The organism is Flavobacterium lacisediminis, assembly GCF_025909975.1.
Lineage (GTDB): Bacteria > Bacteroidota > Bacteroidia > Flavobacteriales > Flavobacteriaceae > Flavobacterium > Flavobacterium lacisediminis.
On the sequence record NZ_JAPCIO010000001.1, the window covers coordinates 203,380 to 229,725 of the forward strand.

The 26,346-nt window shown below is 32.3% G+C and carries 27 protein-coding genes; 17 read left to right on the top strand and 10 right to left on the bottom strand.

What is annotated here, in order from left to right; all coding sequences use genetic code 11:
• Positions 1–8 precede the first annotated feature (8 nt).
• From OJ995_RS01005 to OJ995_RS01015, 3 genes are read left to right on the top strand one after another with little or no spacing between them, the layout of a single operon-like run.
• Complete coding sequence (locus OJ995_RS01005) at positions 9–1,448, top strand: hypothetical protein (RefSeq protein ID WP_264367732.1); 1,440 nt, start codon at positions 9–11, stop codon at positions 1,446–1,448.
• Positions 1,448–2,134: an HAD family hydrolase gene (locus OJ995_RS01010; protein ID WP_264367733.1), complete on the top strand. Its 687-nt coding sequence runs from the start codon at positions 1,448–1,450 to the stop codon at positions 2,132–2,134. The genes OJ995_RS01005 and OJ995_RS01010 overlap by 1 nt, the downstream gene beginning before the upstream one ends.
• Positions 2,131–2,754: a chloramphenicol acetyltransferase gene (locus OJ995_RS01015; RefSeq protein WP_264367734.1), complete on the top strand. Its 624-nt coding sequence runs from the start codon at positions 2,131–2,133 to the stop codon at positions 2,752–2,754. The genes OJ995_RS01010 and OJ995_RS01015 overlap by 4 nt, the downstream gene beginning before the upstream one ends.
• Here OJ995_RS01015 and OJ995_RS01020 read toward each other — a convergent pair.
• The 5 genes from OJ995_RS01020 to OJ995_RS01040 all read right to left on the bottom strand — a co-directional run bounded on the left by OJ995_RS01020 (position 2,751) and on the right by OJ995_RS01040 (position 4,972).
• A complete protein-coding gene (locus OJ995_RS01020; protein ID WP_264367735.1) occupies positions 2,751–3,197 on the bottom strand; it encodes a hypothetical protein in 447 nt (148 codons plus the stop codon). The two genes, OJ995_RS01015 and OJ995_RS01020, sit on opposite strands and share 4 nt — an antisense overlap.
• Before the next feature lie 133 nt (positions 3,198–3,330).
• Positions 3,331–3,768 carry an HRDC domain-containing protein gene (locus OJ995_RS01025; RefSeq protein ID WP_264367736.1) on the bottom strand — a complete coding sequence of 146 codons (438 nt, stop codon included), beginning with the start codon at positions 3,766–3,768 and terminating at the stop codon, positions 3,331–3,333.
• Between the two features lie 7 nt (positions 3,769–3,775).
• Complete coding sequence (locus OJ995_RS01030) at positions 3,776–4,099, bottom strand: single-stranded DNA-binding protein (RefSeq protein WP_133608852.1); 324 nt, start codon at positions 4,097–4,099, stop codon at positions 3,776–3,778.
• Between the two features lie 105 nt (positions 4,100–4,204).
• Positions 4,205–4,525 (bottom strand): single-stranded DNA-binding protein, encoded by a 321-nt coding sequence (locus OJ995_RS01035; protein ID WP_264367737.1) that lies wholly within the window; start codon positions 4,523–4,525, stop codon positions 4,205–4,207.
• Between the two features lie 78 nt (positions 4,526–4,603).
• The gene (locus OJ995_RS01040; protein WP_264367738.1) at positions 4,604–4,972 is read right to left on the bottom strand and encodes a four helix bundle protein; all 369 of its coding nucleotides are present in this window, start codon (positions 4,970–4,972) and stop codon (positions 4,604–4,606) included.
• A gap of 190 nt (positions 4,973–5,162) precedes the next feature.
• On the opposite strand from OJ995_RS01040, the gene OJ995_RS01045 reads away from it, so the two are divergent.
• From OJ995_RS01045 to OJ995_RS01070, 6 genes are read left to right on the top strand one after another with little or no spacing between them, the layout of a single operon-like run.
• The gene (locus OJ995_RS01045) at positions 5,163–5,660 is read left to right on the top strand and encodes a DUF6265 family protein (RefSeq protein ID WP_264367739.1); all 498 of its coding nucleotides are present in this window, start codon (positions 5,163–5,165) and stop codon (positions 5,658–5,660) included.
• 2 nt (positions 5,661–5,662) lie between these two features.
• The gene (locus OJ995_RS01050) at positions 5,663–6,130 is read left to right on the top strand and encodes a hypothetical protein (protein ID WP_264367740.1); all 468 of its coding nucleotides are present in this window, start codon (positions 5,663–5,665) and stop codon (positions 6,128–6,130) included.
• 11 nt (positions 6,131–6,141) lie between these two features.
• On the top strand, positions 6,142–6,492 hold the full coding sequence (locus OJ995_RS01055; protein WP_264367741.1) for a hypothetical protein: 351 nt from the start codon (positions 6,142–6,144) through the stop codon (positions 6,490–6,492).
• A gap of 8 nt (positions 6,493–6,500) precedes the next feature.
• The gene (locus OJ995_RS01060; protein ID WP_264367742.1) at positions 6,501–6,965 is read left to right on the top strand and encodes a hypothetical protein; all 465 of its coding nucleotides are present in this window, start codon (positions 6,501–6,503) and stop codon (positions 6,963–6,965) included.
• The gene (locus OJ995_RS01065; RefSeq protein WP_264367743.1) at positions 6,956–7,792 is read left to right on the top strand and encodes an SDR family oxidoreductase; all 837 of its coding nucleotides are present in this window, start codon (positions 6,956–6,958) and stop codon (positions 7,790–7,792) included. Before OJ995_RS01060 ends, OJ995_RS01065 begins: the two co-directional genes overlap by 10 nt.
• Positions 7,793–7,794: 2 nt before the next feature.
• Complete coding sequence (locus OJ995_RS01070; RefSeq protein WP_264367744.1) at positions 7,795–8,718, top strand: DMT family transporter; 924 nt, start codon at positions 7,795–7,797, stop codon at positions 8,716–8,718.
• Between the two features lie 48 nt (positions 8,719–8,766).
• Here OJ995_RS01070 and OJ995_RS01075 read toward each other — a convergent pair whose 3' ends face one another.
• Both OJ995_RS01075 and OJ995_RS01080 read right to left on the bottom strand, forming a co-directional pair.
• A complete protein-coding gene (locus tag OJ995_RS01075; protein ID WP_264367745.1) occupies positions 8,767–10,836 on the bottom strand; it encodes a M13 family metallopeptidase in 2,070 nt (689 codons plus the stop codon).
• A gap of 2 nt (positions 10,837–10,838) precedes the next feature.
• A complete protein-coding gene (locus OJ995_RS01080) occupies positions 10,839–14,231 on the bottom strand; it encodes a T9SS type A sorting domain-containing protein (protein ID WP_264367746.1) in 3,393 nt (1,130 codons plus the stop codon).
• 130 nt (positions 14,232–14,361) lie between these two features.
• On the opposite strand from OJ995_RS01080, the gene OJ995_RS01085 reads away from it, so the two are divergent.
• The 6 genes from OJ995_RS01085 to OJ995_RS01110 all read left to right on the top strand — a co-directional run bounded on the left by OJ995_RS01085 (position 14,362) and on the right by OJ995_RS01110 (position 20,968).
• Positions 14,362–15,057: an SCO family protein gene (locus OJ995_RS01085; RefSeq protein WP_264367747.1), complete on the top strand. Its 696-nt coding sequence runs from the start codon at positions 14,362–14,364 to the stop codon at positions 15,055–15,057.
• Positions 15,058–15,154: 97 nt separating this feature from the next.
• The gene (locus OJ995_RS01090; protein WP_133608872.1) at positions 15,155–15,382 is read left to right on the top strand and encodes a FeoA family protein; all 228 of its coding nucleotides are present in this window, start codon (positions 15,155–15,157) and stop codon (positions 15,380–15,382) included.
• Between the two features lie 5 nt (positions 15,383–15,387).
• Complete coding sequence (gene feoB, locus OJ995_RS01095) at positions 15,388–17,490, top strand: ferrous iron transport protein B (protein WP_264367748.1); 2,103 nt, start codon at positions 15,388–15,390, stop codon at positions 17,488–17,490.
• Between the two features lie 38 nt (positions 17,491–17,528).
• Positions 17,529–18,356, top strand: a complete 828-nt coding sequence (locus tag OJ995_RS01100) for a hypothetical protein (RefSeq protein WP_264367749.1) — start codon at positions 17,529–17,531, stop codon at positions 18,354–18,356.
• Between the two features lie 183 nt (positions 18,357–18,539).
• Positions 18,540–20,765: a TonB-dependent receptor family protein gene (locus tag OJ995_RS01105; RefSeq protein ID WP_264367750.1), complete on the top strand. Its 2,226-nt coding sequence runs from the start codon at positions 18,540–18,542 to the stop codon at positions 20,763–20,765.
• 74 nt (positions 20,766–20,839) lie between these two features.
• Positions 20,840–20,968 carry a FeoB-associated Cys-rich membrane protein gene (locus tag OJ995_RS01110; protein ID WP_133608879.1) on the top strand — a complete coding sequence of 43 codons (129 nt, stop codon included), beginning with the start codon at positions 20,840–20,842 and terminating at the stop codon, positions 20,966–20,968.
• On the opposite strand, the gene OJ995_RS01115 is transcribed toward OJ995_RS01110, so the two are convergent.
• Positions 20,965–21,783 carry a ZIP family metal transporter gene (locus OJ995_RS01115; protein ID WP_264367751.1) on the bottom strand — a complete coding sequence of 273 codons (819 nt, stop codon included), beginning with the start codon at positions 21,781–21,783 and terminating at the stop codon, positions 20,965–20,967. The genes OJ995_RS01110 and OJ995_RS01115 overlap by 4 nt on opposite strands.
• A 2-nt stretch (positions 21,784–21,785) precedes the next feature.
• The gene (locus tag OJ995_RS01120) at positions 21,786–22,433 is read right to left on the bottom strand and encodes a metal-dependent transcriptional regulator (protein ID WP_264367752.1); all 648 of its coding nucleotides are present in this window, start codon (positions 22,431–22,433) and stop codon (positions 21,786–21,788) included.
• Positions 22,434–22,517: 84 nt separating this feature from the next.
• Here OJ995_RS01120 and OJ995_RS01125 point away from each other — a divergent pair, with 84 nt between their 5' ends.
• Together OJ995_RS01125 and OJ995_RS01130 are read left to right on the top strand one after the other, a co-directional pair.
• Positions 22,518–24,773, top strand: coding sequence for a TonB-dependent receptor (locus OJ995_RS01125; protein ID WP_264367753.1), 2,256 nt, complete (start codon positions 22,518–22,520; stop codon positions 24,771–24,773).
• The gene (locus tag OJ995_RS01130; RefSeq protein WP_264367754.1) at positions 24,773–25,909 is read left to right on the top strand and encodes a lycopene cyclase family protein; all 1,137 of its coding nucleotides are present in this window, start codon (positions 24,773–24,775) and stop codon (positions 25,907–25,909) included. Before OJ995_RS01125 ends, OJ995_RS01130 begins: the two co-directional genes overlap by 1 nt.
• Here OJ995_RS01130 and OJ995_RS01135 read toward each other — a convergent pair.
• Entirely contained in the window at positions 25,889–26,257 is a 369-nt protein-coding gene (locus OJ995_RS01135; RefSeq protein WP_264367755.1) for a hypothetical protein, read from the bottom strand. The two genes, OJ995_RS01130 and OJ995_RS01135, sit on opposite strands and share 21 nt — an antisense overlap.
• Positions 26,258–26,346 lie beyond the last annotated feature (89 nt).

Here is a 26,346-nt window from a genome sequence, read left to right on the forward strand (position 1 = left end):
CTTTTTCAATGAAAAAACTTGTATTATTTCTAATTTTATTTTTAAATGGTATCTCTTATTCTCAAGAACTAGTTAAAAGTATTAACCTAGAAATTGATAATAAAACCGACTACTTTCATACAATAGACGAACAAAACAATAAAATAGCATTCTTTTTGGTGAACAAAACAGATGTTGAATCACTATTATTTGATGAAAACATAAACCAAGAAGTACGTTTGAAAACCGCGAAACCTGATAAAAAATTCAAAAGTATAATCGGTAATGGATTTGAAGATGGCAACGCAGTGCTTTATTGGCAAAATTCAAAAGAAAATGAAGTAATGGTTCAAACATTTAACTTCAGAAATAATAATGTTTCAAGTAAAATATTAGAATTAGAGATAAGCGAAGAGGAAGAAATCATAAAGAAAATTATCATTAACAATACATTTCACATTATTACCATTAACAAACGAAGTAGTATTTTAAATTTTCATTCCATAAAAAATCAAACATTAGAGAAAAAAATTATCGATTTATCAGACAAAAAATTCATTAATAAAGAAAATCGATTTTCAACACTTTGGCCAATACTTTATGAAGGTTTTGCATTTGAGAAAGAATTAACATTTCAAAACATTACAAATGAAACACCACCTTCGTTGGTAATAAGTTCTAATAAGAGAAAATCTTATGTAAAAGAAGATAAATTAATACTGACATTAGACAATAATAAAGGTTTTACACAAATAATCTCTATCGACTTAAAACAATATACTGCAACAGTTTCATCATTAAGTCAGCCTTACATAAAACAAAATGATTTTCTTTCCGTAGATTCAAACTCATTTATAGTTGATAATTTTATTATCCAAATGAAATCAAATCCAAACTACATGATTGTTGAAGTTAAAGATTTTGAAGGAAAACTGATAAAACAATTTGAAATCAATGATGAAAAAGATTTTGAATTCAAAAATTCAGATATCATTCAAGAAAATGGTAGTGTAAAAAACACAAGAGTATTAGGTACAACAAACCAACTTTTAAGAAAAATAAATAAATTTTATCCTTCTTTAAGTTGTTACTCTTCAAACAATAAATTGTATTTCACAATTGGAGGAGTTTCATTAGATGAAACAACAAATCCATACAACAGTTTTGGTGGTATTATAGGTGGTGCAACAGGAAGTATTATCGAAAGCATAATAATTGCTAGTTTCTCTAATAACAATTTAAATTCTTACAGAAATAGAAAGGTTATTTATATAAATTCTGTTTTTGATAAAAACTTTAATCACATTTCCGGAGAAATAGAAAAATTACCATTTGATAAATTAAGAGCATTTGCCGAAGAAAAAAAGAAACTGGAAAGACCAACTGTTTTTAAATTTAAATCTGATTTGTTTTTTGGTGCTTATGATTCAGAAAATAAAAGTTATTCTTTTTTTAAATTTAAAAGCTAATGAACCCAAAAATAATCGCTTTCGACGCAGACGACACTTTATGGCACAACGAACCTTATTTCGATGAGGCGCAAGAACGCTTTTGTGTTTTGTTTCAAGATTATGCATCAAGTCAGGAAATTTTGGGATTGATATTGAATCATCAAGTGAAAAATTTGCCTTTGTATGGTTTCGGAATTAAAGCGTTTACATTGTCAATGATTGAAACTGCTTTGCAATTGACCAATCATAAAATTTCGGGAAAAGGAATTGAGCAAATTTTAGCTATTGGGAAAGATTTACTTCAAAAACCAGTCGAATTATTACCTAATGTTACCGAAGTTTTAGAACAACTAAAAGGAAGTTATAAATTAATTGTAGCCACAAAAGGCGATCTAAAAGACCAACACCGTAAATTGCACGATTCAGGAATTGGCGCTTATTTTCATCATATTGAAGTCATGAGCGACAAAGCAGAATTGGATTACGAAAAAATGTTAGGTCGTTTAGATTGTAAAGCTGAAGATTTTCTAATGATTGGAAATTCATTAAAATCGGATGTTTTACCTGTTCTAAACATTGGCGGACATGCCATTCACATTCCGTATCACACGACTTGGGAATACGAAAAAATTGATTTTGAAATTGAACACGATAATTTCAAATCGTTTACCGATATTACTGAGATTTTACCCTTACTAAAATGAAGCAAAAAATAGACTTATCCACTTGGAACCGAAAAGAACACTTTGAATTTTTCTGTACTTTCGAAGAACCATTCTTTGGCATTACAACAACAATTGATATGACTATTGCTTATGAAAAGGCGAAAGCCATGCAAATTCCGTTTTTTGTTTACTATTTACACAAAACTATTGCTGCCGTAAACAGAGTAGAAAATTTCAGATATCGAATTGAAGGAAATGATGTGGTGCTTTATGACGAAATTGACGCTTCTTCAACAATCATGCGCGAAGACAAAACGTTTGGATTCTCTTTTATGAAATATCATTCCGATATTCACGAATTTACTGAAATTGTACAAACTGAAATTGAGAGAATTCAAATAACACCGGGACTTTTTACAAGAGAATTCCCTGATAATATTATTCATTTTTCTGCTGTTCCTTGGATTAACTTTACAGGTTTGACGCATTCTAGAAGTTATACGTTACCAGATAGTTGTCCAAAAGTTTCTTATGGAAAGTTAATGACCGAAAATGGTAAAAAAACTATGGCAATGACGGTTTTAGCACATCATGGTTTGGTTGATGGCTATCACATGGGATTATTTGTTGAAGAATTACAAAACTTAATGGATTCTTAATTTATATAAGTCCAATTCACACCATCACTTATTACAATAACCGTTCTCAAATTTCCTTCGTACATATATAAATTTGAACTTCCTGTAGTAGAATTTTTAGGAAAAAACATACCAGATGTTGTTGTTAACTGAGCTGTTACAGAATTTTGAATATTTCTAACAAAATACACACGACCTGGCACTAAAGTAGGATCTGGTAGTTGAAATTTATCATCTGTTGCTAATGGTCGAACCGAAATATAAACACCATCATTAATTAGTGAAGCCGAACCACCGCCTCCAGAATTCGTTCCGTTTAACGTTACCGTTTTTACTGATAAATTTCCATTAATGTCCAACGTGCTTAAAGGATTTGTTGTATTTATTCCTACTTGTGAAAAACTCAGGCTTGAAAACAACAAAAAAGCTAAAAAAATTATAGAATAATATATTTTTGACTTCATAATTATCAATTTGATAAAATAAAATTATCTTTTTAGTAATAAATAAAAAAACGCGCACTCTTACGAAAACGTTTTAGTGTTGATAAATTGCTGATTTTGAATAAAAAAAGCGACCATAAGGTCGCTTTTCATCTTAAACCGCATTCAAAATGGCTAAAATATCTTCTCCGAATCGTTCCGATTTTTGTTTTCCGAAACCTTTAATTTGTTGCAATTCATCTAAGTTACTTGGCTTATACATGGCTAAATCGATTAATTCTGAATTGTGACAAATCATATACTTTTTCAGTTTCAAAGCTTCTGATTTTTCGTTTCTCCATTGAGTCAAATAACCATAAACTTGTTTGTCTTTCGGATTCAAATCTTCGTAAGATTTTCGTTCTAATCGTTCTGGTTTTTCTTGTTCTTCTGATTCATAATGAACAATTACCGACCAATGTGCTTCTTCACTTTCAACAAATTGCGAACTCGATTTTTTAAACGTAACTGTATTCAAAAAAGCATTCAATTGTTGTTGATCGTACTCCAAAAATGCGTTATCCAATCGGATTGAAAATACTTTAACTTGCATAACATCCTTATTTACCGATTAACAAAATTTCGTTTGCTACAACTTCGGTAACAAAACGTTTATTTCCGTCTTTGTCGTCGTAACTTCTGTGTGTTAATTTGCCTTCGATAGCGATTTCTTTGCCTTTGGTTACAAAACGCTCGATAATATCAGCCGTTTTTCCCCAAGCGGTTACGCGGTGCCATTGCGTTTGTTCTACTTTGTCACCGTTGTCTTTGTAATACACTTCGTTTGTAGCGATGCTGATGTTTGCTAATTTTTTTCCTCCTTCTAGGTTTTTGATTTCTGGTTCTTGACCAACGTGTCCGATTAATTGTACTGAGTTTTTCATGGCGTATAAATATTTAATGTTTGTGTTAATTGTAATATCTCGCAAAGTCGCAGAGACGCAAAATTTGAAATTGACTTTTGAAATTGTACTTGAATTTGAACTTGATTATTTGCTTAATAAAACCAATTCATTAGCAACAACTTCCGTTATATAACGTTTGTTTCCATCTTTGTCGTCGTAGCTTCTGTGTGTTAATTTACCTTCGATGGCTACGTGAGTTCCTTTGGTTAATAATTTTTCGATGATGTCTACTGTTTTACCCCAAGCGGAAACTCGGTGCCATTCGGTTTGTTCAACTTTTTCACCTTTGGCGTTGGTGTAATTTTCATTCGTAGCGATAGTGAAGTTAGCTACTCTTCCAGATTCTAAGTTTTTGATTTCTGGTTCTTGACCTACATGTCCGATTAATTGTACTCTGTTTTTCATGGCGTGTAAATATTTAATGTTAATAATTATGTTACTTTTTTAGTCGCAGTCGCAGTTTTCAGTCTCAGGTATTTAATTTTATGATTTACAACCGAATTTAGTTGGATTTAGGATCATGTAATTTATTATTTTACCAATTTCTTCTGACTTATTTACCAAATCAATATATTGTGACTTCAATAAATAATTACATTCTAAAGCAAAATCTAACCAAACTGAAGTTTCAGAATTTTCACCATCTGAATCTGTAAGCTTACTTATAAAATGATTAATATATCTTCTCTTTCTGTAAGCTTCTGCAATATTGGCACATACACTTCTTGATGATCTTCTAACTTGATCTGTTAATGCGTATTTTTCATCTTTTGGAAATGTCTCAGATACTTTTTTAATTTCCATAGCTAATGAAAAAGCTTTTTGATAGGCTAATAATTTTTTGAAATCCATTCTTTTTAATTTTCTGAAAACTGTGACTGAAAACTGCGACTAATAATTCGTTCATTTCGACAGTGCAAAGATGTGGCAAGAAAAAAACGTTATTCGGTAATTAGCTATTTAATATCGGTTGTAAATATTTGTAAGCGTTTGTAAATGGAAATTATTTTTGTATATTCGCTTTAACTATAAGACTTTACAGATGAAAAAATCAATCTTCCAAAAAAGTATTTATTTTTTACTTTTTATTTGTTCGTTTAGCGCATTTGGACAAAACACTTTGAATTACAACGATGAAAAAGGTTCACCAAGAGCTACTTTACAAGATGTAAAATGGATTGTTGGTAATTGGACAGGCGAAGCTTTAGGTGGCATTTGTCAAGAAACTTGGAGCGAGCCGATTGGAAATTCGATGATGTTTAGTTTCAAATTAGTTGTTGATGGAAAAGTCGCTTTTTATGAATTGGGACACATTATTGAAAAAGAGAAAACCCTTTTATTACAACTCAAACACTTTGATGGTGAATTGAAAGGTTGGGAAAAAGCGGAAGTAAGTGAGAATTTCAGATTAGTGAAAGTCACGCCAACCCATGTGTATTTCGATAAATTTACGTTTGAAAAAATTTCAGATAACGAAATTAATCTTTACGTAGTTTTTGAAGATAGTGGTAAAGAAATGAAGTTTAATTTTAAGAAGTAAAGATGAAATACATTATCATATTATTTCTATCTAGTTGTTTTATTTATGCTCAAAATGTGGCGGAACATTTCAAAACAAGACAATTTGAAGTTGCAATTTTTCCAGAATCGAGTAATGAAATAATGCAGCAAAATAGATTTACACCAACAAAAGAAGAAATAATAAAAGCTGAAAATGCATTAAAATTTAAACTAAAATTCTTGAATAATCCTCTGATAAATCAATCCCGTTCTCCGATTATTCACAAGAATTTAAAAAAATATAAAAGACAGTACTTTGGTTATATAAATAACAAAGGCGAAAAAATTTTATATATAAATTCACTTTGGAGTAAATCTATTAAAGAACACCATTGGCATTGGTTGAATGAAATAATTTGGATTTCAGATGGCGGAAGTTATTATTGGAATATTGAATATAATTTAGAAACCAAAGAATTAGAAAACTTAAAGGTTAACGGATACGCTTAAAAAATACTAATATGAGTAAAGCCTGTTTAGAATGTGGCGATAAAATTATAGGTCGCGAAGATAAAAAGTTTTGTTCGGATGGGTGCCGCAATGCGTACAACAACAAAATGAACAAAGATCAGAATAATCTGATGCGAAACATAAATAACAAATTGCGTAAAAATTACCGCATTTTGTGTGAACTCAACCCAGAAGACAAAGGAAAAACCACGAAAACCAAATTACTAAGCAAAGGTTTCGATTTTGAGTTTTTTACAAGTATGTTGCAAACCAAAACTGGCAACACCTATTTCTTTTTGTACGACCAAGGCTATCGCGCTTTGGAAGATGATTTTTATATGTTGGTGAAGAAAGATAGTTGAGAGAATAGATGAAAGAAGAAAGAGAAAAAAAAACAATCATTACTTATTTAAAAGAAAATGAGGGAAAATTTATTTTCCTCCTAATTCTATTGTCTATAGTGTTTATTCTGATTTTTTCAAAGTTTAGAAAAGAGGAGTATAATTATAAAATCAAAAATTATAATGGTAAAACAATTGGTATAACTAGTAGCATTAAGAGTCATGGAAAAACTAGTGATTTGAGATATTACTTTTACTATAAAAATCAAAGATATGTTGCTGAATCAAATGAAAATAAATTTAGTAAGAAAGACTTAAAAAAGTTTTTCAATGTAGTGTTCGATAAAAAAAATCCGGAAAACAGTCATATTTATTTAAACAAAGAAATTCAACCAGATTCAATCACTTTAACTAAAGCTGGTTTTAAATATGTTATTTACTACGATTACGATATTCCAACAAATACCTACATAAAAAAACACAAATGGGAATAAAAATCTCCATACTCGGTTGCGGTTGGCTAGGTTTACCCTTAGCCAAATCATTGCTTTCAAAAGGTTACGAAGTAAAAGGTTCTACGACTTCAGAAAGTAAATTGGAAGTATTGAAAAATGCTGGAATTTCGCCTTTCCAAATTCAGTTGGAAGAACATCAAATCATTGGAACTATTGAAGATTTTCTGAAAGAAACCGATGTTTTAGTGATTGATATACCACCAGGATTGAGAAGAGAAATTACGACTTCACAAGAAATGACATTCGTAAATAAAGTAAAAACGTTGATTCCATTTATTGAAAAATCGGGTATTCAGAAAGTTATTTTTGTGAGTTCGACTTCGGTTTATGGTGATGGTTTTCCAATTGTTGAAATTACAGAAGAAACCCAACCAAATCCTGATACCGAAAGTGGGAAACAATTAGTAATTACTGAAACACTTTTACAATCGAATTCGCATTTTAAAACTACGGTAATTCGTTTTGGTGGTTTGCTGGGCGATGATCGTCATCCTATAAAATTTTTGGCAGGAAGAACGAATGTTCAAAATCCAGATGCGCCAGTGAATATGATTGAAAGAGAAGATTGCATTGGAATTATTGAAGAGATACTGAAACAAGTTCAACATGACAATTGGGAATGGAATCAAACCTTCAATGCTGTCGCACCTCAGCATCCAACACGTAAAGCATATTATCACAAAAAAGCTGAAATTTTGAATTTGCCATTGCCTACCTTTGTGGAAGATTCAGAATCGAAAGGTAAAATTATTTCCAGTAAAAAAGTGGAAACCATTTTAGGTTATTCGTTCCAAAAAGAAATTTAGTAATGGCGTATTTTAGCGTATTTCACAATTACATCCAACAAAAGAAAAATGCGATTGGTTTACCCGTTTTAGCATTAATTTGGATTAGCTTTTTCTGGGGAACCACTTGGATTGCTTCCAAAGAAGGTGTCAAACACATGCCTCCGATGCAATTGGTAGCGCTGCGTCAACTTTTTGGCGGATTGTTATATCTGCTTTATTTCTTAATCAAAAAACATCCTTGGCCAAACAAACGACAATGGCGCACTATTTTGGTTCTGAGTGTCTTGAATTTCATGCTGAGTAACGGTTTGAGTACTTGGGGCGTGAAATACATTTCAAGTGGTTTAGGTGCGATTATTGGTTCTATTTTTCCACTTTGGATTGTCATCATCAGTTTGTTCCGCGGACAAAAAACATCTTGGAAAGCTGTTGTGGGCTTGATTGTAGCTTTTGGTGGTATTTGCGTCATTTTTTACGATTACCTCAACGATTTCTTACGTCCTGAATTCCGATTTGGGATTTTACTTTCGGTAATTGCTACTTTTACTTGGGCGTTGTCTTCGATTTATATCAAAGAAAATAAGACAAATTTCAACCCCTATTTTAGTTTGGGATTGCAAATGTTGATTTCGAGTATTGTGATTTCAAGCGTAATTGGATTTAATGGGACTTCGGTTCCGTTGAGCGAAATTCCGGCGATTTCTTGGTGGTCGATTGGTTATTTAGTGGTTTTTGGTTCAGTGTTGACGTTTATTGCGTTTATTTATGCGTTGGAAAACTTACCAACCGAAATCAGTAGTTTGTATGCTTACATAAATCCGATGGTGGCGTTGTTTTTTGGCTATTTGTTGTTTAATGAACCTTTGACAACTGCAATTATCATTGGTGGAACGATAACTATTATTGGACTTTATTTAGTGAATCGAGCCATTAAGAAGAAATAAAAAAACCCACCTAAAAAGATGGGATTTGATTTTATTTTTTGAATTTGATTACCAAATTTTCACGCGTTTTTCAAAAGGTAAATACATACCGTTGTGCGGTAAAATATTGAATGCTTTATAGAACGCTTCCACATTTTGTAGCGGCACATAAGCACGGTACATTCCTGGTGAATGTGGGTCAGTTTTTACTTGGTTTTTAATCGCTTCGTCACGCATTTTGCTTCTCCAAATGGTTGCCCAAGAAATAAAGAAACGTTGCTCTGGTGTGAAACCGTCGATTAAACCTGGGTTTCCGTTTGCTTTCAAATAGATTTGTAATCCGTCATAAGCCGCGTTAACTCCTCCTAAATCTCCGATGTTTTCACCTAAAGTGAATTTTCCATCAACAAAAATTCCAGGTAATGGCTCTAAAGCTGAATATTGGTCAGCTAAAGCACTTCCTAATGTTGTGAATTGTTTCAAATCTTCATCACTCCACCAGTTTACTAAATTTCCATCAGCATTATATCTTGAACCTGAATCATCAAATCCGTGTGAAATTTCGTGACCAATTACAGCGCCAATTCCACCATAATTTACTGCTTCATCCGCTTTGTAATCATAGAAAGGTGGTTGTAAAATAGCCGCTGGGAATACAATTTCGTTGTTTGTTGGACTGAAATATGCATTTACCGTTTGTGGCGACATTCCCCATTCTTCTTTGTCAACTGGTTTACCTAATTTAGCGATATTCTGTTTGTGGCTCCATTTTGCGTACATTCTTGAATTATCAAAATACGTTCCGCCTTGTTCTGGAGATTTCACTTCAAGAGCTGAATAATCTTTCCATTTATCAGGATATCCGATTTTCACTCGGAATTTATTCAATTTGATTTTCGCATTTTCCTTAGTTGCTTTTGTCATCCAAGGTAAATTGTTGATACGGTTATCAAAAGCCAACATTACATTTGCAATCATTGCTTGCGCTTTTGCTTTTGCTTCTGGTGGGAATTTTTTAGCTACGTATAATTTTCCTAAAGCTTCACCTAATCTTCCATTAACTGTTGCTAAAGCTCTTTCTTCAGCTGGACGTTGTTTTACCGCACCAGTTAAGGTTTTTCCGTAGAAATCAAAATTAGCATTTTCGATTTCAGTTGAAAGTAATCCTGAAGAACCTCTTAATGCTGTCCAACGCATGTACGCTTTCCAATCTTCAACTTGGTTGTCTTTTAAGATAGTTTCAACTGTTTGCAAATATTTTGGTTGCGAAACTACTAACGAATCTACTTTTCCAATTCCTACAGATTGAAAATAAGTATCCCATTTTACTGTTGGTGCTAATTTTTGCAAATCAGCAAAACTCATTGGATTGTAAGTTTTTCTTCTATCTCTACGCTCAACTCTATCTAATGTTGCAGTTGACATTTTAGTTTCTAATGCTAAAATTTTCTTTGCATTTGTATTTGCTGTAGCTTCAGATTCACCCAAATATTGTAGCATTCTGGTTACGTGAGCAATGTATTTTTCGCGCTTTTCTTTGTTGTCTGGCGCATCGGAAACGTAGTAATCTCTATCAGGTAAACCAAGGCTTCCTGTTCCTACATAAATTACGTTTTTGTTGCTGTTTTTAGCATCAGCACCTATGTAACTTCCGAAAAAACCTAATCCCATTTCTGGTTCCATTTCGGCTAATAAAGCAACTAATTGATCTGCATTCTGAACACTATTAATTTTGGCTAAATATGGTTTTAACGGATCAATTCCAGCTTTATTTCTGCTTACAGTATCTAAAACAGTTTTATATAAGCTAATTGCTTTTGCTTGGTCTGAATTTGGATCGATAGTTTTGTCGTTGATAGCTTCTTTCAAGATAGCCATTACATCGTCATCGGTATTTTTACGAAGCTCGTCAAAACTTCCCCAACGTGTTCTGTCTGCTGGAATTTCGGTTTTATCTAACCAAGTTCCGTTTACATAACGATTAAAGTTATCGGCTGGATTTACGGATTTATCCATATATCCAACGTTAATTCCTACTGACTCTTTTTTTGTTGCTACTTCTTGTGATGATTTACAAGAATATAACGCTACTGACAAAAAAAGGAAGCCGAAACTTCCTTTTAAGATGAATTTATTCATAGTTATTCTTTAATAATTCTTTTAACTGTTGATTGATTGTCTGCTGAAATTTTTACAAAATAAATTCCTTGAGCAACTGATGATAAATCTAATGAAACTTCAGCATTAGTAATTGTAAAATCTTTTTTAGACCATACCATTTTTCCTGTAATGTCATACACATCAATTGAAGTTGGTTCTACTGTTCCTAATGCAATATTGAAAATTCCTTTAGATGGATTTGGATACAATACAATATTTTGTAATTCAAAGTTTTGATTTGAAAGAGTTCCATTTATCACGAAATTATCAATATTAACCCCTAATTGGTTTGCAGATTCATCTGAATGGAAAACAATTCTAAAAATAACATTAGTTTGAGAATTTAATGCATTCAACGGATAAGTATAAGTTGCAGCTGTAGTATTTGTACCTGTCCATTGTGCTCCTGGACAGTTGTAACAATCATTTCCTGTTGTAGCTTGAGTTCTGTTACTATTATACCAATTTGCACCCATTGTTCCTAAAACAGACCATGAAGCTCCAAAATTAGTTGAGTATTCTACATAAACAACATCCCAGTTTGCTTCTAAGTCAAACTTCATTTCAAAATTAATAGTTGGGTTTACAACATTACTTAAATTGTAACATTGAGAAACTAAATATGATTTTACCATATCTGGGTAATTTCCAGAAAGGTTTGTTGTATATACTGTATTTCCGCCTGAAGCCATAACACCGCCACTTCTAACACCTCTAACCCATTGTGAACCAGAAGTACCTTCGTTGTAAGAAATTAAAGCATCTGACGCATTAGTAAATGCATTTGTTACACCTACTGTTCCTGCATCATTTACATAAAACTGAGTACTTCCTGAGTTATTATCAGAATAAGCATCGCTTGTTGTAGTAGTTGTTACATTTAAATTATGAACCCCTCTTGTTAATGTAGCTGATGGCAAATCAATTACTGCAGTTGCTGCAGCAGCCAGAGCATTATTCCAAACATAATTATATGGTGTTCCATCAATTGTATAATTAACTGTTACAGAAGGGATAGAAGAAGTACCATTATTCTGAACTTGAACTTGTGGTGTTACAACAGCACCACAATTAATATTAATTCCAGGATTTTGAATACTTACAAATTTTATATCAATCGCTGGAACCTGAACTGGAATATTGGTTTGCCAAACCCCTCTTCCATAAGTAGCGGCAACTAATTTTGCGTCTTCTAAATTGATTTCTAAATCTGTAACTGAAACATTTGGCAAGTTAGTTTCAAAAGGAGCCCATGAAGTCATAGAGTCATCTCTGTAATAAACACCAAGACTTGTTCCAACATATAATGGATTATCTGTGTTTCTTCCTTGATGTACGATACAATTTTTTCCAATTGATGGTAAACCAGTTGAAAAATTTGAAAAATTAATTCCACCATCTGTTGATCTCAAAACTTGTCCTGATGTTCCCGCTGTTGTTATATAAACAATATTACTATTTGAAGAATGTACTTCAATTGATGTAATATTCGCTGCAGCTGTATAAGATTGTGGGAAATTAATTCCTCTATCAGTACTTTTGTATAAAGTAGCACCATTTGCTACATACATATTATTATCATTTGATGGATCTACATGAATTAAGTCTAGATTACCTGAACCAAGTGCAGTTACATTTTGTTGTACCCAAGCACCACTAGTTAATTTAAACAAATTACCAAATCCAGAAAACAATTCACCTGAACTATTAGCCAATAATGGAGTTACCCAATTTCCGTTAACGCCTCCTGGGGAACCAACTGAACCTGATGCTGAATTTCCTGCAGTGCTACTAATATACATAGAAGAACCATACTGAATAAACCCATAATATTGATTTTGATTTGTTGGATTAATTGCGGTATCCATTCCATCGGCACCATAATAATTTTTCCACTGACCTCCACTATAAGCATGACCTCCATTATCTTGCAATCCACCTACCATATTGGCTGCCGTTTGCTTAGATACTGCAATTTTATAAAACTGGCTAATCTGAACACCAGCTGTTAAATCTGTAAAATTTGTTCCACCATTATCAGAAACATAAATACCACCATCACTACCACAAAATAATTTATTACCATGAAATCCTAAATAGTGAATATCGGCGTGGGTATAACTAGGTGCTGTTGGGCTACTCCAATTATTTAATTTTGTGACAGCTGCACCTCCATTTGTTGATTTCCAAACGTTTAAACAACCGGTATAAATTTCATTAGCATTTGTTGGAGATGCTGCTAATGCTAAATCATACCACGCTTGAGTTGACTCTAAAAAATCTGTAGTCCCAGAAGTTTTTGTAAAAGTAACACCACTATCTGTTGATCGATAAATTCCATTTAAAGCAGAACTATTGTTAACACTTAGTGCATAAACGTAACTACTATTAGCAGCTGTTACATCAATAATTATACGACTTGTTGAAGCTACAGAAGAAACTGTAACAGCTGTAAAAGTGCTACCTGTATCCGTAGATCTGTAAAATCTATTGCTTGCAGAGGCATATACAACCGAAGGGTCACCTGGTTTTAATCTAATATTACCTTGTGAAAAATTTATACCCGCTAAAATTTGAGTCCATGAAGCACCTGCATTAGTAGATTTAAATATCCCATTATTTGTAGCACACCATAAAATTTGATTATTGGTTGGATGTATAACAATATCCCCAGCTCTTGAAGGGTTAGATGCTCCCATTGTACCTGTTGCAGCCCAAGTTAAACCACCATCAGTAGATTTATAAACTCCTACAGAATAAGAATCTCCTGCGTCTTTATCTCCTGTTGCAATATAAATTGTATTTGAATTCGAATAATCAACTGCTATACCAGAAACACCAATTTGTGGTAATTCATCAGTAAGTGGTGTCCAAGAAGTTCCGCTATTAGTTGACTTCCAAATTCCTCCAGCTGGAGATCCTAAATATATTGTATTAGGGTTTGATGGGTCTACATGAACTATATTTACACGTCCTTGCCCTGAAGACCATGAACCTGTATTAGTATGTGTAAATGGACCAACTGGTTGCCAATTACTTGGAGGTAATGCTCTATTTGTAGTATTTCTACTAGCTTTTGCCTGGTTCTTTTGACGCCATGCTTGCCATAATTGTTCAGCAGGCATTATATATCCTTGCTCATTCGTATAATTTCTCCAATGATACTCCCAACGCATAAAAGGCTTGTGACCAGAACCTCTAACGTCTTTGTCTCTAGTAGTCCAGTAGGAATTGAAAGCGGCAACCATTTCATTTATTGTAGCCTCTCCGTTTTTAGCTGTGCTTACGTTAGTCATCCATGGAGCAGATGGATTAAATTGTGAAAAACCTAAAAAGGAACACAATAAACTAACAATCAAGTAATTTTTAATCATGGTTTAGTAGTTTTATGGTATATTTTCACAAATATAATCAAGAAAATCAATAAATTATAATTTTAACAAATGTCTACTCAGGTTTTTCACAAAATTATTTAAATATGATTATTTTTGTAAAAAAATCGCAATGCTTAGTTCTTTTCTACGCTATAAAAAATTTATTATTGGGTTTGCAATACTTTCTGTGCTTATTTTTTTAGGAATTTATAGTCTTCTTTCTCCAAAGAAAATGTTACCTATATATTCTCCTAGAGATATTAATCCAGAATTAGTTGATTCAACCGTGCAACATATTGGTAACGATCATAAAATAGCTGATTTTGCTTTTACCAATCAAAATGGGAAAATAATTACTCAAAAAGACTATGAAAATAAGATTTATGTAGCCGATTTCTTTTTTACTACATGTCCAACTATCTGTCCAAAAATGACAGATAATATGACTTGGTTGCAAAATCAATTGAAAAACAATCCTAAAGTAAAACTGTTGTCTTTTTCTGTTACTCCTGATATTGACACTCCAGAAGTATTAAAAAAATATGCTCTTGAAAAAGGAGTGGATGACTCGCGTTGGAATTTAGTAACTGGAGATAAAAAGGATATTTATTATTTAGCCAGAAAATCATACTTGGCAGTAAAAACGGGTAAACCGGAAGAAATTTATGACATGGTACATACCGAAAATTTCATTTTGGTAGATAAAAACAAACGAATTAGAGGTTTTTATGACGGTACCAATCTTGACAAACCTTCAGATGACCCAAAAACAAAGAACATGAAACAACTTTTAGAAGATATTTTGTGGCTTTGTGAAAACCAATAAATTAATTTTTATAAATATTTTGCTAAAGTTGACAATTATCAGTTGTAGTCCGATTATAATTTTTACTTTTGTATTTTAATTCAATCTAAATAAGGAAATGGAAATTTGTTCTTCTGAACTTAAAATTGGTGAAGTAGCTACCATTACTTCGGTCAATCTAGATGAAATCCCGCTAAAGCTTTTAGAAATGGGATGTTTACCTGGAAATTCCATTACTTTAATTCAAATTGCGCCTTTAGGTGATCCCTTATATTTCAACGTAAATGATTCTCATGTTGCCATTCGTATTGAAACGGCAAGGGAAATTACCGTTACTAAAATTTAATTCTCATGAGTTCAAATCCTATAAAAGTGGCTTTAATTGGAAACCCAAATGTGGGAAAAACTTCCGTTTTTAACCAACTTACAGGATTGAATCAACAAGTGGGAAATTACCCAGGAATTACCGTTGAAAAAAAACAAGGTGTTTGCAAATTAAACGAAAACACGAGAGCTAGAATCATTGATTTACCCGGAACTTACAGCTTAAATGCGAGTTCAATTGATGAAAACGTAGTAATCGAATTGTTACTAAATAAAAACGATGAAGATTTTCCAGATGTTGCTGTTGTAGTTACCGAAGTAGAAAATCTAAAACGAAATTTACTCCTTTTTACTCAAATCAAAGATTTAGAAATTCCAACCATTTTAGTCATTAACATGGCAGATCGAATGGCTTTAAAAGGAATTGAACTGGATATTCCAGTTTTGGAAAAAGAGTTAAAAACGAAAATTGCCTTAATCAGTTCAAGAAAAAAAACTGGAATTAATCAGTTGAAAGAATTGATTCTGAACTATACGGAACTTTCAACCGAACCTTGTTTACACGCATCGTCGATTGACCCAGATTATTTTAATAATTTAAGAAGAGCGTTTCCAAATCAGTTGTTGTATAAACTTTGGTTGGTAATTACGCAAGATGTCAATTTCTTAAATTTAGAGCGTAACGAAATTAAAAGTTCGTTTACTAAATCACACGCCGATTTAAAACGCTTACAACAAAAAGAAACCATAAAACGTTACCAATTTATTAATGACACATTGAAAATTGGTCAAAAAATAGATGTTTCAAAAGCAACTGATATTCGAGCAAAAATCGACAGAATTCTAACACATAAAATTTATGGTTATGTAATTTTCTTCGGAATTTTAATGCTTATTTTTCAGTTTTTGTTTGATTGGAGTAGCATTCCAATGGATTTTATAGATGAAACGTTTGCTAATTTTAGCTCGCTTGCTAAACAACACCTTCCAGCGGGAGAATTTACTAATTTAATCAGTGAAGGATTAATTCCAGGAATTGGTGGTATCGTAATTTTCATTCCGCAAATTGCCTTTTTATTCTTATTCATTTCTGTTTTAGAAGAAAGCGGTTACATGAGTCGCGTAGTATTTTTAATGGATAAAATCATGCGAAAATTTGGTTTGTCTGGAAAAAGTATTGTGCCTTTAATCTCAGGAACGGCTTGTGCTATTCCGGCAATTATGAGTGCGAGAAATATCGAAAATTGGAAAGAAAGATTAATTACGATTTTAGTAACACCTTTCACCACTTGTTCAGCAAGATTACCTGTTTATGCTATTTTGATTTCCTTAATTATTCCTGAAAAAAGAATTTTTGGCTTTTTAAGTTTACAAGGATTAACACTGATGGCATTGTATTTATTAGGTTTTGGAATGGCGGTTTTTTCGGCTTTCTTACTTAATAAATATTTAAAATTAAGTTGCAAATCGTATTTCGTAGTGGAAATGCCGAGTTATAAAATTCCGATGTTTAAAAATGTTGGTATTAATGTTTTAGAAAAAACCAAAGCTTTTGTTACAGGTGCTGGAAAAATCATTTTAGCCTTATCGGTAATTTTATGGTATTTAGGTTCTCACGGATTAAGTGATGATTTCAATAATGCTGAAGCTATTATTACCCAACAAAATCAAAACAAAACCATCACTACTGAAGCATTTGAAGATCAAGTAAATTCCTTTAAGTTAGAAAATTCTTATATCGGATACATGGGAAAAGCGATTGAACCTGCTATTCGTCCATTAGGATACGATTGGAAAATAGGAATTGCCGTAGTAAGTTCGTTTGCAGCTCGTGAAGTTTTCGTTGGCACATTAGCCACCATTTACAGTGTAGGAAGTCATAGCGAAGAAGAAACTACTATTAAAAATAAAATGGCTGCCGAAGTGCATCCTGAAACAGGTGAAAAAATATTCAATTTTGCTACAGGAATTTCATTACTCCTTTTTTATGCTTTTGCTATGCAGTGCATTTCTACTTTAGCCATTGTAAAAAAAGAAACCAATTCTTGGAAATGGCCAATAATTCAGTTGGTTTTTATGAGTGGTTTTGCCTACATAACTGCTTTAATTGCATATCAAGTTTTGAAATAAAGGCATACTTTTTGATTGCTTTTAAGAAACAAAAATTGATGAAAAACACATTACTTGTAATTTTACTTAGTCTTACCTTACACAATTCTTTTTCTCAAAAGATTGACAAGTCAAAAAATGAATTAAAATCTGGAAACACTTCGAATTCTTCGTCGAGCTCAAGTTCAAGTTCATCAAGTTCAAGTAGAAATTCTTCTTCAAATGATTTTGGATTAGCTGGCTTATTCGTTGAAGGCTTATTATATGTGAGTTTTTATTCCACTATCGGCGATTATAGAAGTGAAAATCATTTATACAACCCATTATCTAAATATCCTTATTTTGATGGTGAATCAGGAAATTTCCAAAAAGAAAACGACAGTATTCAATATGGAAATTTGATGCGATTTGATGTTGAGAATCATTTTCTGTATAGCAACAATAATTTATTCGGAAATCATCTAAAAGCAAAATTCAGACCTTTTCAATATTTCTATATACAAGGTGATTATCGAGAATTAATTGAGAAAAATGCTATTACTAACAACTATTCAAATCTTTCACTATTTCAATTTAATGTGGCTTACGATAGAATTCGATTTAAAAAATTCAATTTAGGTTGGACACTTGGTGCTACTTATGTGGGTAATGATGTTCAAAAAACTGGATTTTCTTATGGTTTACATACCGATGTTTTTGCTATAAAAAACATCAGCTTTAATAGTGCAATGATTTGGAGTAGAATAAATGGCTTACCTGTAAACTCATTCGAAATTAGAGGGAAATACCATAAACAGAATTATTTTTTCGCTTTAGGCTACGAACATTTAAAAATTGCTACTCCAAATTACAATTATATGACATTTGGAGCAGGAATATACTTTTAAAAAAAGCTGTTTTTGTTAAATAGTTTCGTATATTTTCATAGTTTAAATAGAAAAAATAAAAATTTATTATTAAAAAAATAAATTAAATACAATTCTAAAAATCTCTTTAAAAAAGTTTATTTATAATTTGTCTAAATAAACTTTGGTGATTATTTTTGCTCCGTAGAATTAATCTAAATAAAGATGAAATATATAATTACCCCAATTACCCTATTAATTTCAGGTTTGGTATTTTCTCAAGAGAAGGAAAACAACACGCAAAAAGATTCTGTTAAAAACTTAAAAGAAGTTGTTATTTCGGCTAATCAAATCATTGGAAGTAAATTTGAAGCAGCTAATAAAACAGGTTCCGCTTCATACATTTCAGCGGCAGATTTACAAAAATTCAACTATACTGATATTAATCGTGTACTTAGAACCGTTACTGGTGTTAATGTTTATGAAGAAGATGGATTTGGTTTAAGACCAAATATTAGTTTAAGAGGAACTTCCCCAGACAGAAGTGCGAAAATCACTTTAATGGAAGACAATGTTTTAATTGCACCAGCTCCTTATTCAGCTCCAGCAGCATATTACTTTCCTTCGGTTGCTCGTATGAATGCTGTTGAGATATTAAAAGGAAGTAGCCAAATTCAATACGGACCTTTTACTACTGGAGGAACCATTAACTTTGTTTCGGCTCCAATTCCAACAAAATTTAGCGCAGGATTTTTAACAGATTACGGAAGTTTTAATACGAGTCGTACTGTTGCTAACGTTGGTATTGCAAATGAAACAGTAGGTGCTGTAGTTCAATTCTTAAACTACAATTCAGATGGTTTTAAAAATTTACCAAGTGGTGCCAACACAGGTTTTGACAAAAAAGATGTAATGGCTAAATTTAGAGTACAATCGAAACCCACCAATAAAATTTATAATGCATTAGATTTTAAAATGGTGTACGCTGAAGAAGATGCAAACGAAACTTATTTAGGTTTAACTGAAGAAGATTTTAATAACTCGCCTTTCATGCGTTATGCAGGTTCTGAAAAAGATAATATTACTACAAAAAACAATCAATTTTCGGTTACACATACTTTAAAAACAAGTAACTACTTTAGTGTAACTACAACAGCTTATCGTAATAAATTTGCAAGAAACTGGTATAAATTAAACGATGTAAGATTTGGTGGAACAACTTATCCTATCAATGCAATTTTAGAAGACCCAACAACAAATGCATTAGCTTTTGATTATGTAACTGGTGCACAAAACTCACCAAACAATGCATTACGTGTAAGAGCAAACAATAGAGGCTATTTAGCACAAGGTGTTCAAACAAAATTAGATTTTCATTTCTTAACGGGTGATGTTTATCATGATTTAGAAGTTGGTGTACGTTATCACAAAGACAGCGAAGACAGATTCCAATGGAATGATAGCTATGCAATGATTGATGGTTCGATGGTATTAACTACTGCTGGAACTCCAGGAACACAAGATAACAGAGTTGCTTATGCAAAAGCTTTAGCAGCACACGCGCTTTACAAAATAAAATATAACAACTTAACTGTTACGCCAGGTATTCGTTTCGAAACTATAGATTTGTTAAACAAAAACTATGGTACGAATGACGTAACAAGAACAGGGGTTAACTTAGTTAAAAACGACAATCATGTAAAAGTTTGGTTACCAGGAATTGGAGCCAATTATAGATTCAATAATTATGTGTCGTTATTTGGAGGGGTTCATAAAGGATTTGCGCCACCAACAAACACACCAGGAACAGATGCAGAAAACAGTACGAATTACGAAATTGGAACGCGTTATAATTATAAAAAATTCAGTGGCGAGTTAGTAGTGTACTTTAATGATTATAAAAATCTTTTAGGAAGTGATTTAGCTGCAAGTGGTGGTTCTGGAACATTAGACCAATTCAATGCTGGAGAAGCGCATGTAAAAGGAATTGAGTTCTTAATCAATTATCAAGTACTGAAAGAAGAAAGCAAATTCAAATTACCAATTACTTTTGGATATACCTTAACCGATACAGAATTTGTAAACGAATTTGCAAGTTCAGACGGAGCTTGGGGAACAATTGAAAAAGGAGATGAAATTCCATACATTTCAAAACACCAATTTAATGCTTCGATTGCTTTAGAACATGCGAAATTTGAATTGATTTTAGGAGCTAGATACAGTGGCGAATTTAGAACAGTTGCTGGTCAAGGTTCGATTCCAAATAAAAATTCTGTACCAAGTAACACTGTTGTTGATTTTGGTTCAAAATACAAATTCAACAAACATTTTAGTTTAACTGGAAACATCAATAACCTTTTCGATACTACGTATTTGGTTTCAAGAGTTCCAGCAGGATTAAGACCTGGAATGCCATTCAGCGCATCTATCGGAATTGCAGCTCAATTTTAATGATTTTCATTTAGTTTTAGTTAATAAAAAAGCAATCTCATTATTATTGAGATTGCTTTTCTTATTTTTGTACTATGGATATACAACAAATCTTAGTTTACCTTTCTTTAGCCATAGCCGTAGGTTTTTTGGTAAAGAAATTCTTTTGGAAAAAACGTCCAAAGAAATCAAAACCTTGTGGCGATGATTGTGCTTGTCATTAACCTAAAGCCACATCTAAAATCATCATTACAATAAATCCTCCGATAAAACCTAAAGTAGCAATATCGGTATTTTTATCTTGTTGGGTTTCTGGAATTACTTCTTCAACGACAACAAATATCATAGCTCCAGCAGCAAAAGCCAATGCGTAAGGTAATATTGGGGTGAAAAAAGTAACCGCAACAGCACCAATTACTCCAAAAATAGGTTCTACAATGGCTGACGATTGTCCGTACATGAAACTTTTTGTTCTGCTCATCCCCATTCTTCGTAACGGCATAGAAACGGCAATTCCTTCAGGAAAATTCTGAATTCCAATTCCAATCGCTAAAGTAACGGCGCCTGCAATTGAAGCTTCTGGAATTCCAGCGGCAACACCACCAAACAAAACCCCAACCGCTAATCCTTCAGGAATATTGTGCAGCGTAATGGCTAAAACCAAAAGTGTCGTACGTTGCCAAGGCGATTTTATTCCCTCTGTTTCTTTGAAATTAATGTGCATGTGAGGCAACACTTTATCCAATCCGAAAATAAAAATGGCTCCTAATAAAAATCCAACTGCAGCCGGAATTACTTTAATAAATCCATCTCCTTCACTCATTTCGATTGCTGGTGCTAGCAAACTCCAAAAACTTGCTGCAACCATTACACCACCTGTAAAACCAAGCATTCCATCTAAAACTACTCGATTCATAGTTTTAAAAAAGAACACAAACGAAGCTCCGAATGCTGTTAATCCCCACGTAAATGTGGTTGCTAAAAAAGCAGCCAGAATCGGGTCAATACTTTCAAAAAAATGAATAATTGAATCAAACATAATTATTGTACGTATAAGTTATTAGCAATTTTATTCGAAATCGTTAATCTTTTTCCATCAATTTCAACCGTTAAAGTATCATCAAAATCTTCTTTGTCGATTACTTTAACAACCGAACCTAATGCTATTTTTTGCTTGTCTAAATATTTTAAAAAATCGGTAGACGAATCTTTCACGCCAACACAATGAAACGAGGCATTAATTTCGACTTCCGATAAAAGTTGTTTCTCAATTTTTTTAATCACACCTTTTGCATCAGGAATAGGATCACCATGTGGATCAGCTGCTGGAAAACCTAAAAAAGCATCCAATTTATTAATCAATTGTTCGGATTTAATGTGTTCTAATTCTTCTGCAATTTCATGCACTTCATCCCAAGAAAAACCTAATTTATCTACCAAAAAAACTTCCCATAATCGGTGCTTTCTAACAATCATTTTTGCCGAATGAAAACCTTTTTCAGTTAAGGTAACGCCTTGATATTTCTGGTAACTTACCAAATCTTTATCCGAAAGTTTTTTCATCATATCGGTAACCGAAGAAGCTTTAGTATCTAACATTCCCGCAATAGCGTTCGTGTTGACGCCTTTTGGAGAAACCAAAGACAAATGATAAATAACTTTAATATAATTTTCTTCAGAAATGGTCATAAACAATTCATTTTGACAAATATATAAAGTTTTTTTAGTTTTGTAAATGTTTTATTTTTAGATTTGTCTAAATTTAATTTTATAATGTCTAAAATATTTATTTATATAACTCTATTTTTTTCGTTTTTTACCTTTTCACAAAACACAATAAAAGGGAAAGTGACCGCTAATAATGAAGTTTTAGCTTATTCCAATATCTATATAAAAGAGCTAAACAAAGGAGTTGAAACAAATGAAAAAGGTTTATATGAATTCGAAAATATTCCTAACGGTTCTTATACAATTACCGCTTCATACATTGGGTTTAAATCCGAAAAGAAAAAAATTACACTTGAAAACAATTCTGATTTAACAATCAATTTCACCTTACAAGAAGATTCAAACACATTAGACGATGTAGTAATTTCCGGAACACTAAAACCCGTTTCAAGAATGGAAACACCCGTTCCTGTAGAAGTGTATACAACAGCCTTTTTAAAGAAAAACCCAACCTCCAATATTTTTGAAGCATTGCAAAATGTAAATGGTGTTCGACCTCAACTAAATTGCAACATTTGCAACACTGGAGATATACACATCAACGGGTTAGAAGGTCCATACACCATGGTTACGATTGACGGAATGCCAATTGTAAGCGCACTTTCAACCGTTTATGGTTTATCAGGAATTCCGAATTCGTTGATTGACAGAGTTGAAGTAGTAAAAGGCCCAGCATCAAGTTTGTACGGAAGTGAAGCGGTTGGTGGTTTAATCAATATTATCACAAAAAAACCTTTGAATGCCCCGTTGTTTTCGGCAGATATTTTTTCGACTTCTTGGTTAGAAAATAATGTGGATTTAGGATTTAAAAGTAACATTGGTAAAAATGCGGTTACTTTAGTCGGCATCAATTATTACAACTACAACCAACCAATTGACAACAACAACGATAATTTTACCGATGTAACCTTACAAGAACGTATTTCCATCTTCAACAAATGGAACTTTGAACGAAAAAACAACAAAGAATTCACCATCGCAGGACGCCTTTTTTACGAAGACCGTTGGGGTGGCGAAATGCAATGGAACAAATCGTATCGCGGTGGTTCGGAAGTGTATGGCGAAAGTATTTATACGAAACGTGTGGAACTTTTGAGTAAATATCAATTGCCAACAACCGAAGATATGTATTTATCGTTTTCAATGACCGCTCATGACCAAAATTCGGTGTATGGAAATACGATTTACTTGGCGAATCAAAAAATTGCTTTTGGACAATATACTTGGGATAAAAAGCTAGAAAATCACAATTTGTTGTTGGGAGCTGCTTTTCGTTATCAATATTATGACGACAATACAACTGCTACCCTTTCGGCAGAACAAACAAAAATTTATAGTGTTTTTCTTCAAGATGAAATAAAATTGGCTGAAAAACATCATCTTTTATTAGGTGCTCGATACGATTACAACAACAATCACGGCAACATTTTTACACCCAGAATTGCCTACAAATGGAATCCAACAGAAAACGATGTATTCCGAATTAATGCAGGAACTGGATTTCGAATCGTGAATTTATTTACCGAAGATCACGCTGCTTTAACAGGTTCGAGAGATGTAGTAATTACCGAAGATTTAAAACCTGAAACTTCATACAACATCAACTTGAATTATTTGAAGAAAATCAGATTTGAAAACGGTGTTTTTTTAGGATTTGAAACTTCGGCTTGGTACACGTATTTTAACAACCAAATTATTCCAGATTACGACACAAATCCAGATCAAATTATTTATTCGAACTTAAATGGCTATGCACAAACGTTAGGAATAAGTGGTAATATCGATTTAGTTGCGCCTTTTGGATTAAAAGCAATTGTTGGTTTTACGATTATGGAACCTAAAAATGTGCAAAACGGAGTGATTTCAACACCTGTTTTAACGGAAAAATACAGCATTAATTGGGCTATAACTTACGATATTCCAAAATGGTTTTTATCCATCGATTACACTGGGAATTTATATGGACCAATGCGATTGCCAATTTTAGGTGATTTAGACCCAAGGCCTGAGTACTCTCCTATTTGGAGTTTGCAAAACATACAATTTACTTATAAAAAATTTCGTAGTTTTGAACTTTATGGTGGTGTGAAAAATATTTTGAATTGGACGCCAAACAAAAGCGCTTCATTCTTAATTGCTAGAGCAAACGATCCGTTTGATGAAGGTGTTGAATATGACACCAACGGAAATGCTTTAGCTACACCAACAAATCCATACGCACTAACTTTTGACCCAAGTTATGTGTATGCACCCAACCAAGGAATTAGAGGCTTTTTAGGAATTCGATATACCATTTTTTAATGCAACATTATCATTATATTTTCACAGGTTCAGGATTATCGGCTTTGATGACCGTTTATGAAATGCTTTTATCTGGAAAATTCGATGAAAAATCTATTTTGCTAATTGATGAGAATACTAAAAAAACAAACGATAGAACTTGGTGCTTTTGGGATGAAAACAATTTATTTGATGAAATCGTCTCAAAAAAATGGAATCAAGCTATTTTTGCAAATGAAAAATTCAATCGCGTTTTAGAACTAACGCCTTATCAATACAAGAAAATCAATGGTTTGGATTTTTATGAATTGATTTTCAAGAAGATTTCCGAACATAAAAACATCCATTTTCTAAATCAAAAAGTAGTTGATTTTACAGAATTAGGAAATCATTGCGTTGTAAAAACCAAAGAAGAAACTTTTACTTGTAACAAAATTTTTAATTCAATTTACCATCCTGAAATTGTTACTGCGCAAAATAAATTTCCTTTGATACAGCAACATTTTGTAGGTTGGTTTATCAAAAGTAAAGAGGCTGTTTTTACTCCAAATTGTGCTACTTTCATGGATTTTTCGGTGGAACAAAAAGGCAATACGCGTTTTATGTATGTTTTACCAACATCCGAAAATGAAGCGTTGTTAGAATATACATTGTTTTCAAAAGACTTACTTTCAAAAGAAGAATATGAATCTGAAATCAAGAAATACATTGAAAATTTTGGCATAACGGAATACGAAATCATCGAAAAAGAACAAGGCAATATCCCGATGACATGTTATCCTTTCTGGAAACACAACACAAAGAACGTTATCAATATTGGTTCGGCTGGCGGTTGGACAAAAGCTAGCACAGGTTATACTTTTAAAAACGCTTCAAAAAAATCAAAAGCTTTAGTTCAATTTCTAAAATCAGAATCCGACTTCACGAAATTTCATAAAAAAGATAAATTTTGGTTCTATGATTTGTTATTATTGGATATTTTAAGCTCAAAAAACGAATTAGGTTCTAAGATATTTTCTTCGATGTTTAAAAAAGGAAGTTCAACTGTAATTTTTAAATTTTTAGATGAAGAAACTTCAATCTGGGAAGATTTACAAGTCATTTGGAAATGCCCAAAAATATTATTTATAAAGGCTTTATTTGGAAGAATTTTCTAATTTAAAATACTTGATGATTTTAGAAATAATCGCAACCAAAAATAAAAATGTTATTAAAACTAAATCACGAAAAGCTTCAGTAATTTCAACAAGAGTATCATTATTTCTTTGCAAATGATAAAGTAATTTTTTCTTGTTTTCTAATTCTGAAACATCATTTGGAAATCCTGGAAAAATATGAGAAATGTTTAACGACAGAAGTAAAATTGCAATTCCATATGAATACAATACATACTGCAAAGTCAATTTCAAGTTGTTATTTTTCTGAATAATTAAATAACCAATAACAAAGATAATTAAAAATCCAATTTTAATATAAAACTCATCAGGTTCCGCTAAAAAATTCATATAATATATTTTAAAAATGTAAACATAACAAATCTTTATGAATTGGTTTTCTGTAACAAGCAAAAAACTTTGTAACTTTGCCACTCGTT

What these genes read in the sequence shown, in the direction of transcription:
- OJ995_RS01005 (WP_264367732.1), top strand. Translation starts at nt 9, where the DNA reads ATGAAAAAACTTGTATTATTTCTAATTTTATTTTTAAATGGTATCTCT.
- OJ995_RS01010 (WP_264367733.1), top strand. Translation starts at nt 1,448, where the DNA reads ATGAACCCAAAAATAATCGCTTTCGACGCAGACGACACTTTATGGCAC.
- OJ995_RS01015 (WP_264367734.1), top strand. Translation starts at nt 2,131, where the DNA reads ATGAAGCAAAAAATAGACTTATCCACTTGGAACCGAAAAGAACACTTT.
- OJ995_RS01020 (WP_264367735.1), bottom strand. Translation starts at nt 3,197, where the DNA reads ATGAAGTCAAAAATATATTATTCTATAATTTTTTTAGCTTTTTTGTTG.
- OJ995_RS01025 (WP_264367736.1), bottom strand. Translation starts at nt 3,768, where the DNA reads ATGCAAGTTAAAGTATTTTCAATCCGATTGGATAACGCATTTTTGGAG.
- OJ995_RS01030 (WP_133608852.1), bottom strand. Translation starts at nt 4,099, where the DNA reads ATGAAAAACTCAGTACAATTAATCGGACACGTTGGTCAAGAACCAGAA.
- OJ995_RS01035 (WP_264367737.1), bottom strand. Translation starts at nt 4,525, where the DNA reads ATGAAAAACAGAGTACAATTAATCGGACATGTAGGTCAAGAACCAGAA.
- OJ995_RS01040 (WP_264367738.1), bottom strand. Translation starts at nt 4,972, where the DNA reads ATGGATTTCAAAAAATTATTAGCCTATCAAAAAGCTTTTTCATTAGCT.
- OJ995_RS01045 (WP_264367739.1), top strand. Translation starts at nt 5,163, where the DNA reads ATGAAAAAATCAATCTTCCAAAAAAGTATTTATTTTTTACTTTTTATT.
- OJ995_RS01050 (WP_264367740.1), top strand. Translation starts at nt 5,663, where the DNA reads ATGAAATACATTATCATATTATTTCTATCTAGTTGTTTTATTTATGCT.
- OJ995_RS01055 (WP_264367741.1), top strand. Translation starts at nt 6,142, where the DNA reads ATGAGTAAAGCCTGTTTAGAATGTGGCGATAAAATTATAGGTCGCGAA.
- OJ995_RS01060 (WP_264367742.1), top strand. Translation starts at nt 6,501, where the DNA reads ATGAAAGAAGAAAGAGAAAAAAAAACAATCATTACTTATTTAAAAGAA.
- OJ995_RS01065 (WP_264367743.1), top strand. Translation starts at nt 6,956, where the DNA reads ATGGGAATAAAAATCTCCATACTCGGTTGCGGTTGGCTAGGTTTACCC.
- OJ995_RS01070 (WP_264367744.1), top strand. Translation starts at nt 7,795, where the DNA reads ATGGCGTATTTTAGCGTATTTCACAATTACATCCAACAAAAGAAAAAT.
- OJ995_RS01075 (WP_264367745.1), bottom strand. Translation starts at nt 10,836, where the DNA reads ATGAATAAATTCATCTTAAAAGGAAGTTTCGGCTTCCTTTTTTTGTCA.
- OJ995_RS01080 (WP_264367746.1), bottom strand. Translation starts at nt 14,231, where the DNA reads ATGATTAAAAATTACTTGATTGTTAGTTTATTGTGTTCCTTTTTAGGT.
- OJ995_RS01085 (WP_264367747.1), top strand. Translation starts at nt 14,362, where the DNA reads ATGCTTAGTTCTTTTCTACGCTATAAAAAATTTATTATTGGGTTTGCA.
- OJ995_RS01090 (WP_133608872.1), top strand. Translation starts at nt 15,155, where the DNA reads ATGGAAATTTGTTCTTCTGAACTTAAAATTGGTGAAGTAGCTACCATT.
- feoB (WP_264367748.1), top strand. Translation starts at nt 15,388, where the DNA reads ATGAGTTCAAATCCTATAAAAGTGGCTTTAATTGGAAACCCAAATGTG.
- OJ995_RS01100 (WP_264367749.1), top strand. Translation starts at nt 17,529, where the DNA reads ATGAAAAACACATTACTTGTAATTTTACTTAGTCTTACCTTACACAAT.
- OJ995_RS01105 (WP_264367750.1), top strand. Translation starts at nt 18,540, where the DNA reads ATGAAATATATAATTACCCCAATTACCCTATTAATTTCAGGTTTGGTA.
- OJ995_RS01110 (WP_133608879.1), top strand. Translation starts at nt 20,840, where the DNA reads ATGGATATACAACAAATCTTAGTTTACCTTTCTTTAGCCATAGCCGTA.
- OJ995_RS01115 (WP_264367751.1), bottom strand. Translation starts at nt 21,783, where the DNA reads ATGTTTGATTCAATTATTCATTTTTTTGAAAGTATTGACCCGATTCTG.
- OJ995_RS01120 (WP_264367752.1), bottom strand. Translation starts at nt 22,433, where the DNA reads ATGACCATTTCTGAAGAAAATTATATTAAAGTTATTTATCATTTGTCT.
- OJ995_RS01125 (WP_264367753.1), top strand. Translation starts at nt 22,518, where the DNA reads ATGTCTAAAATATTTATTTATATAACTCTATTTTTTTCGTTTTTTACC.
- OJ995_RS01130 (WP_264367754.1), top strand. Translation starts at nt 24,773, where the DNA reads ATGCAACATTATCATTATATTTTCACAGGTTCAGGATTATCGGCTTTG.
- OJ995_RS01135 (WP_264367755.1), bottom strand. Translation starts at nt 26,257, where the DNA reads ATGAATTTTTTAGCGGAACCTGATGAGTTTTATATTAAAATTGGATTT.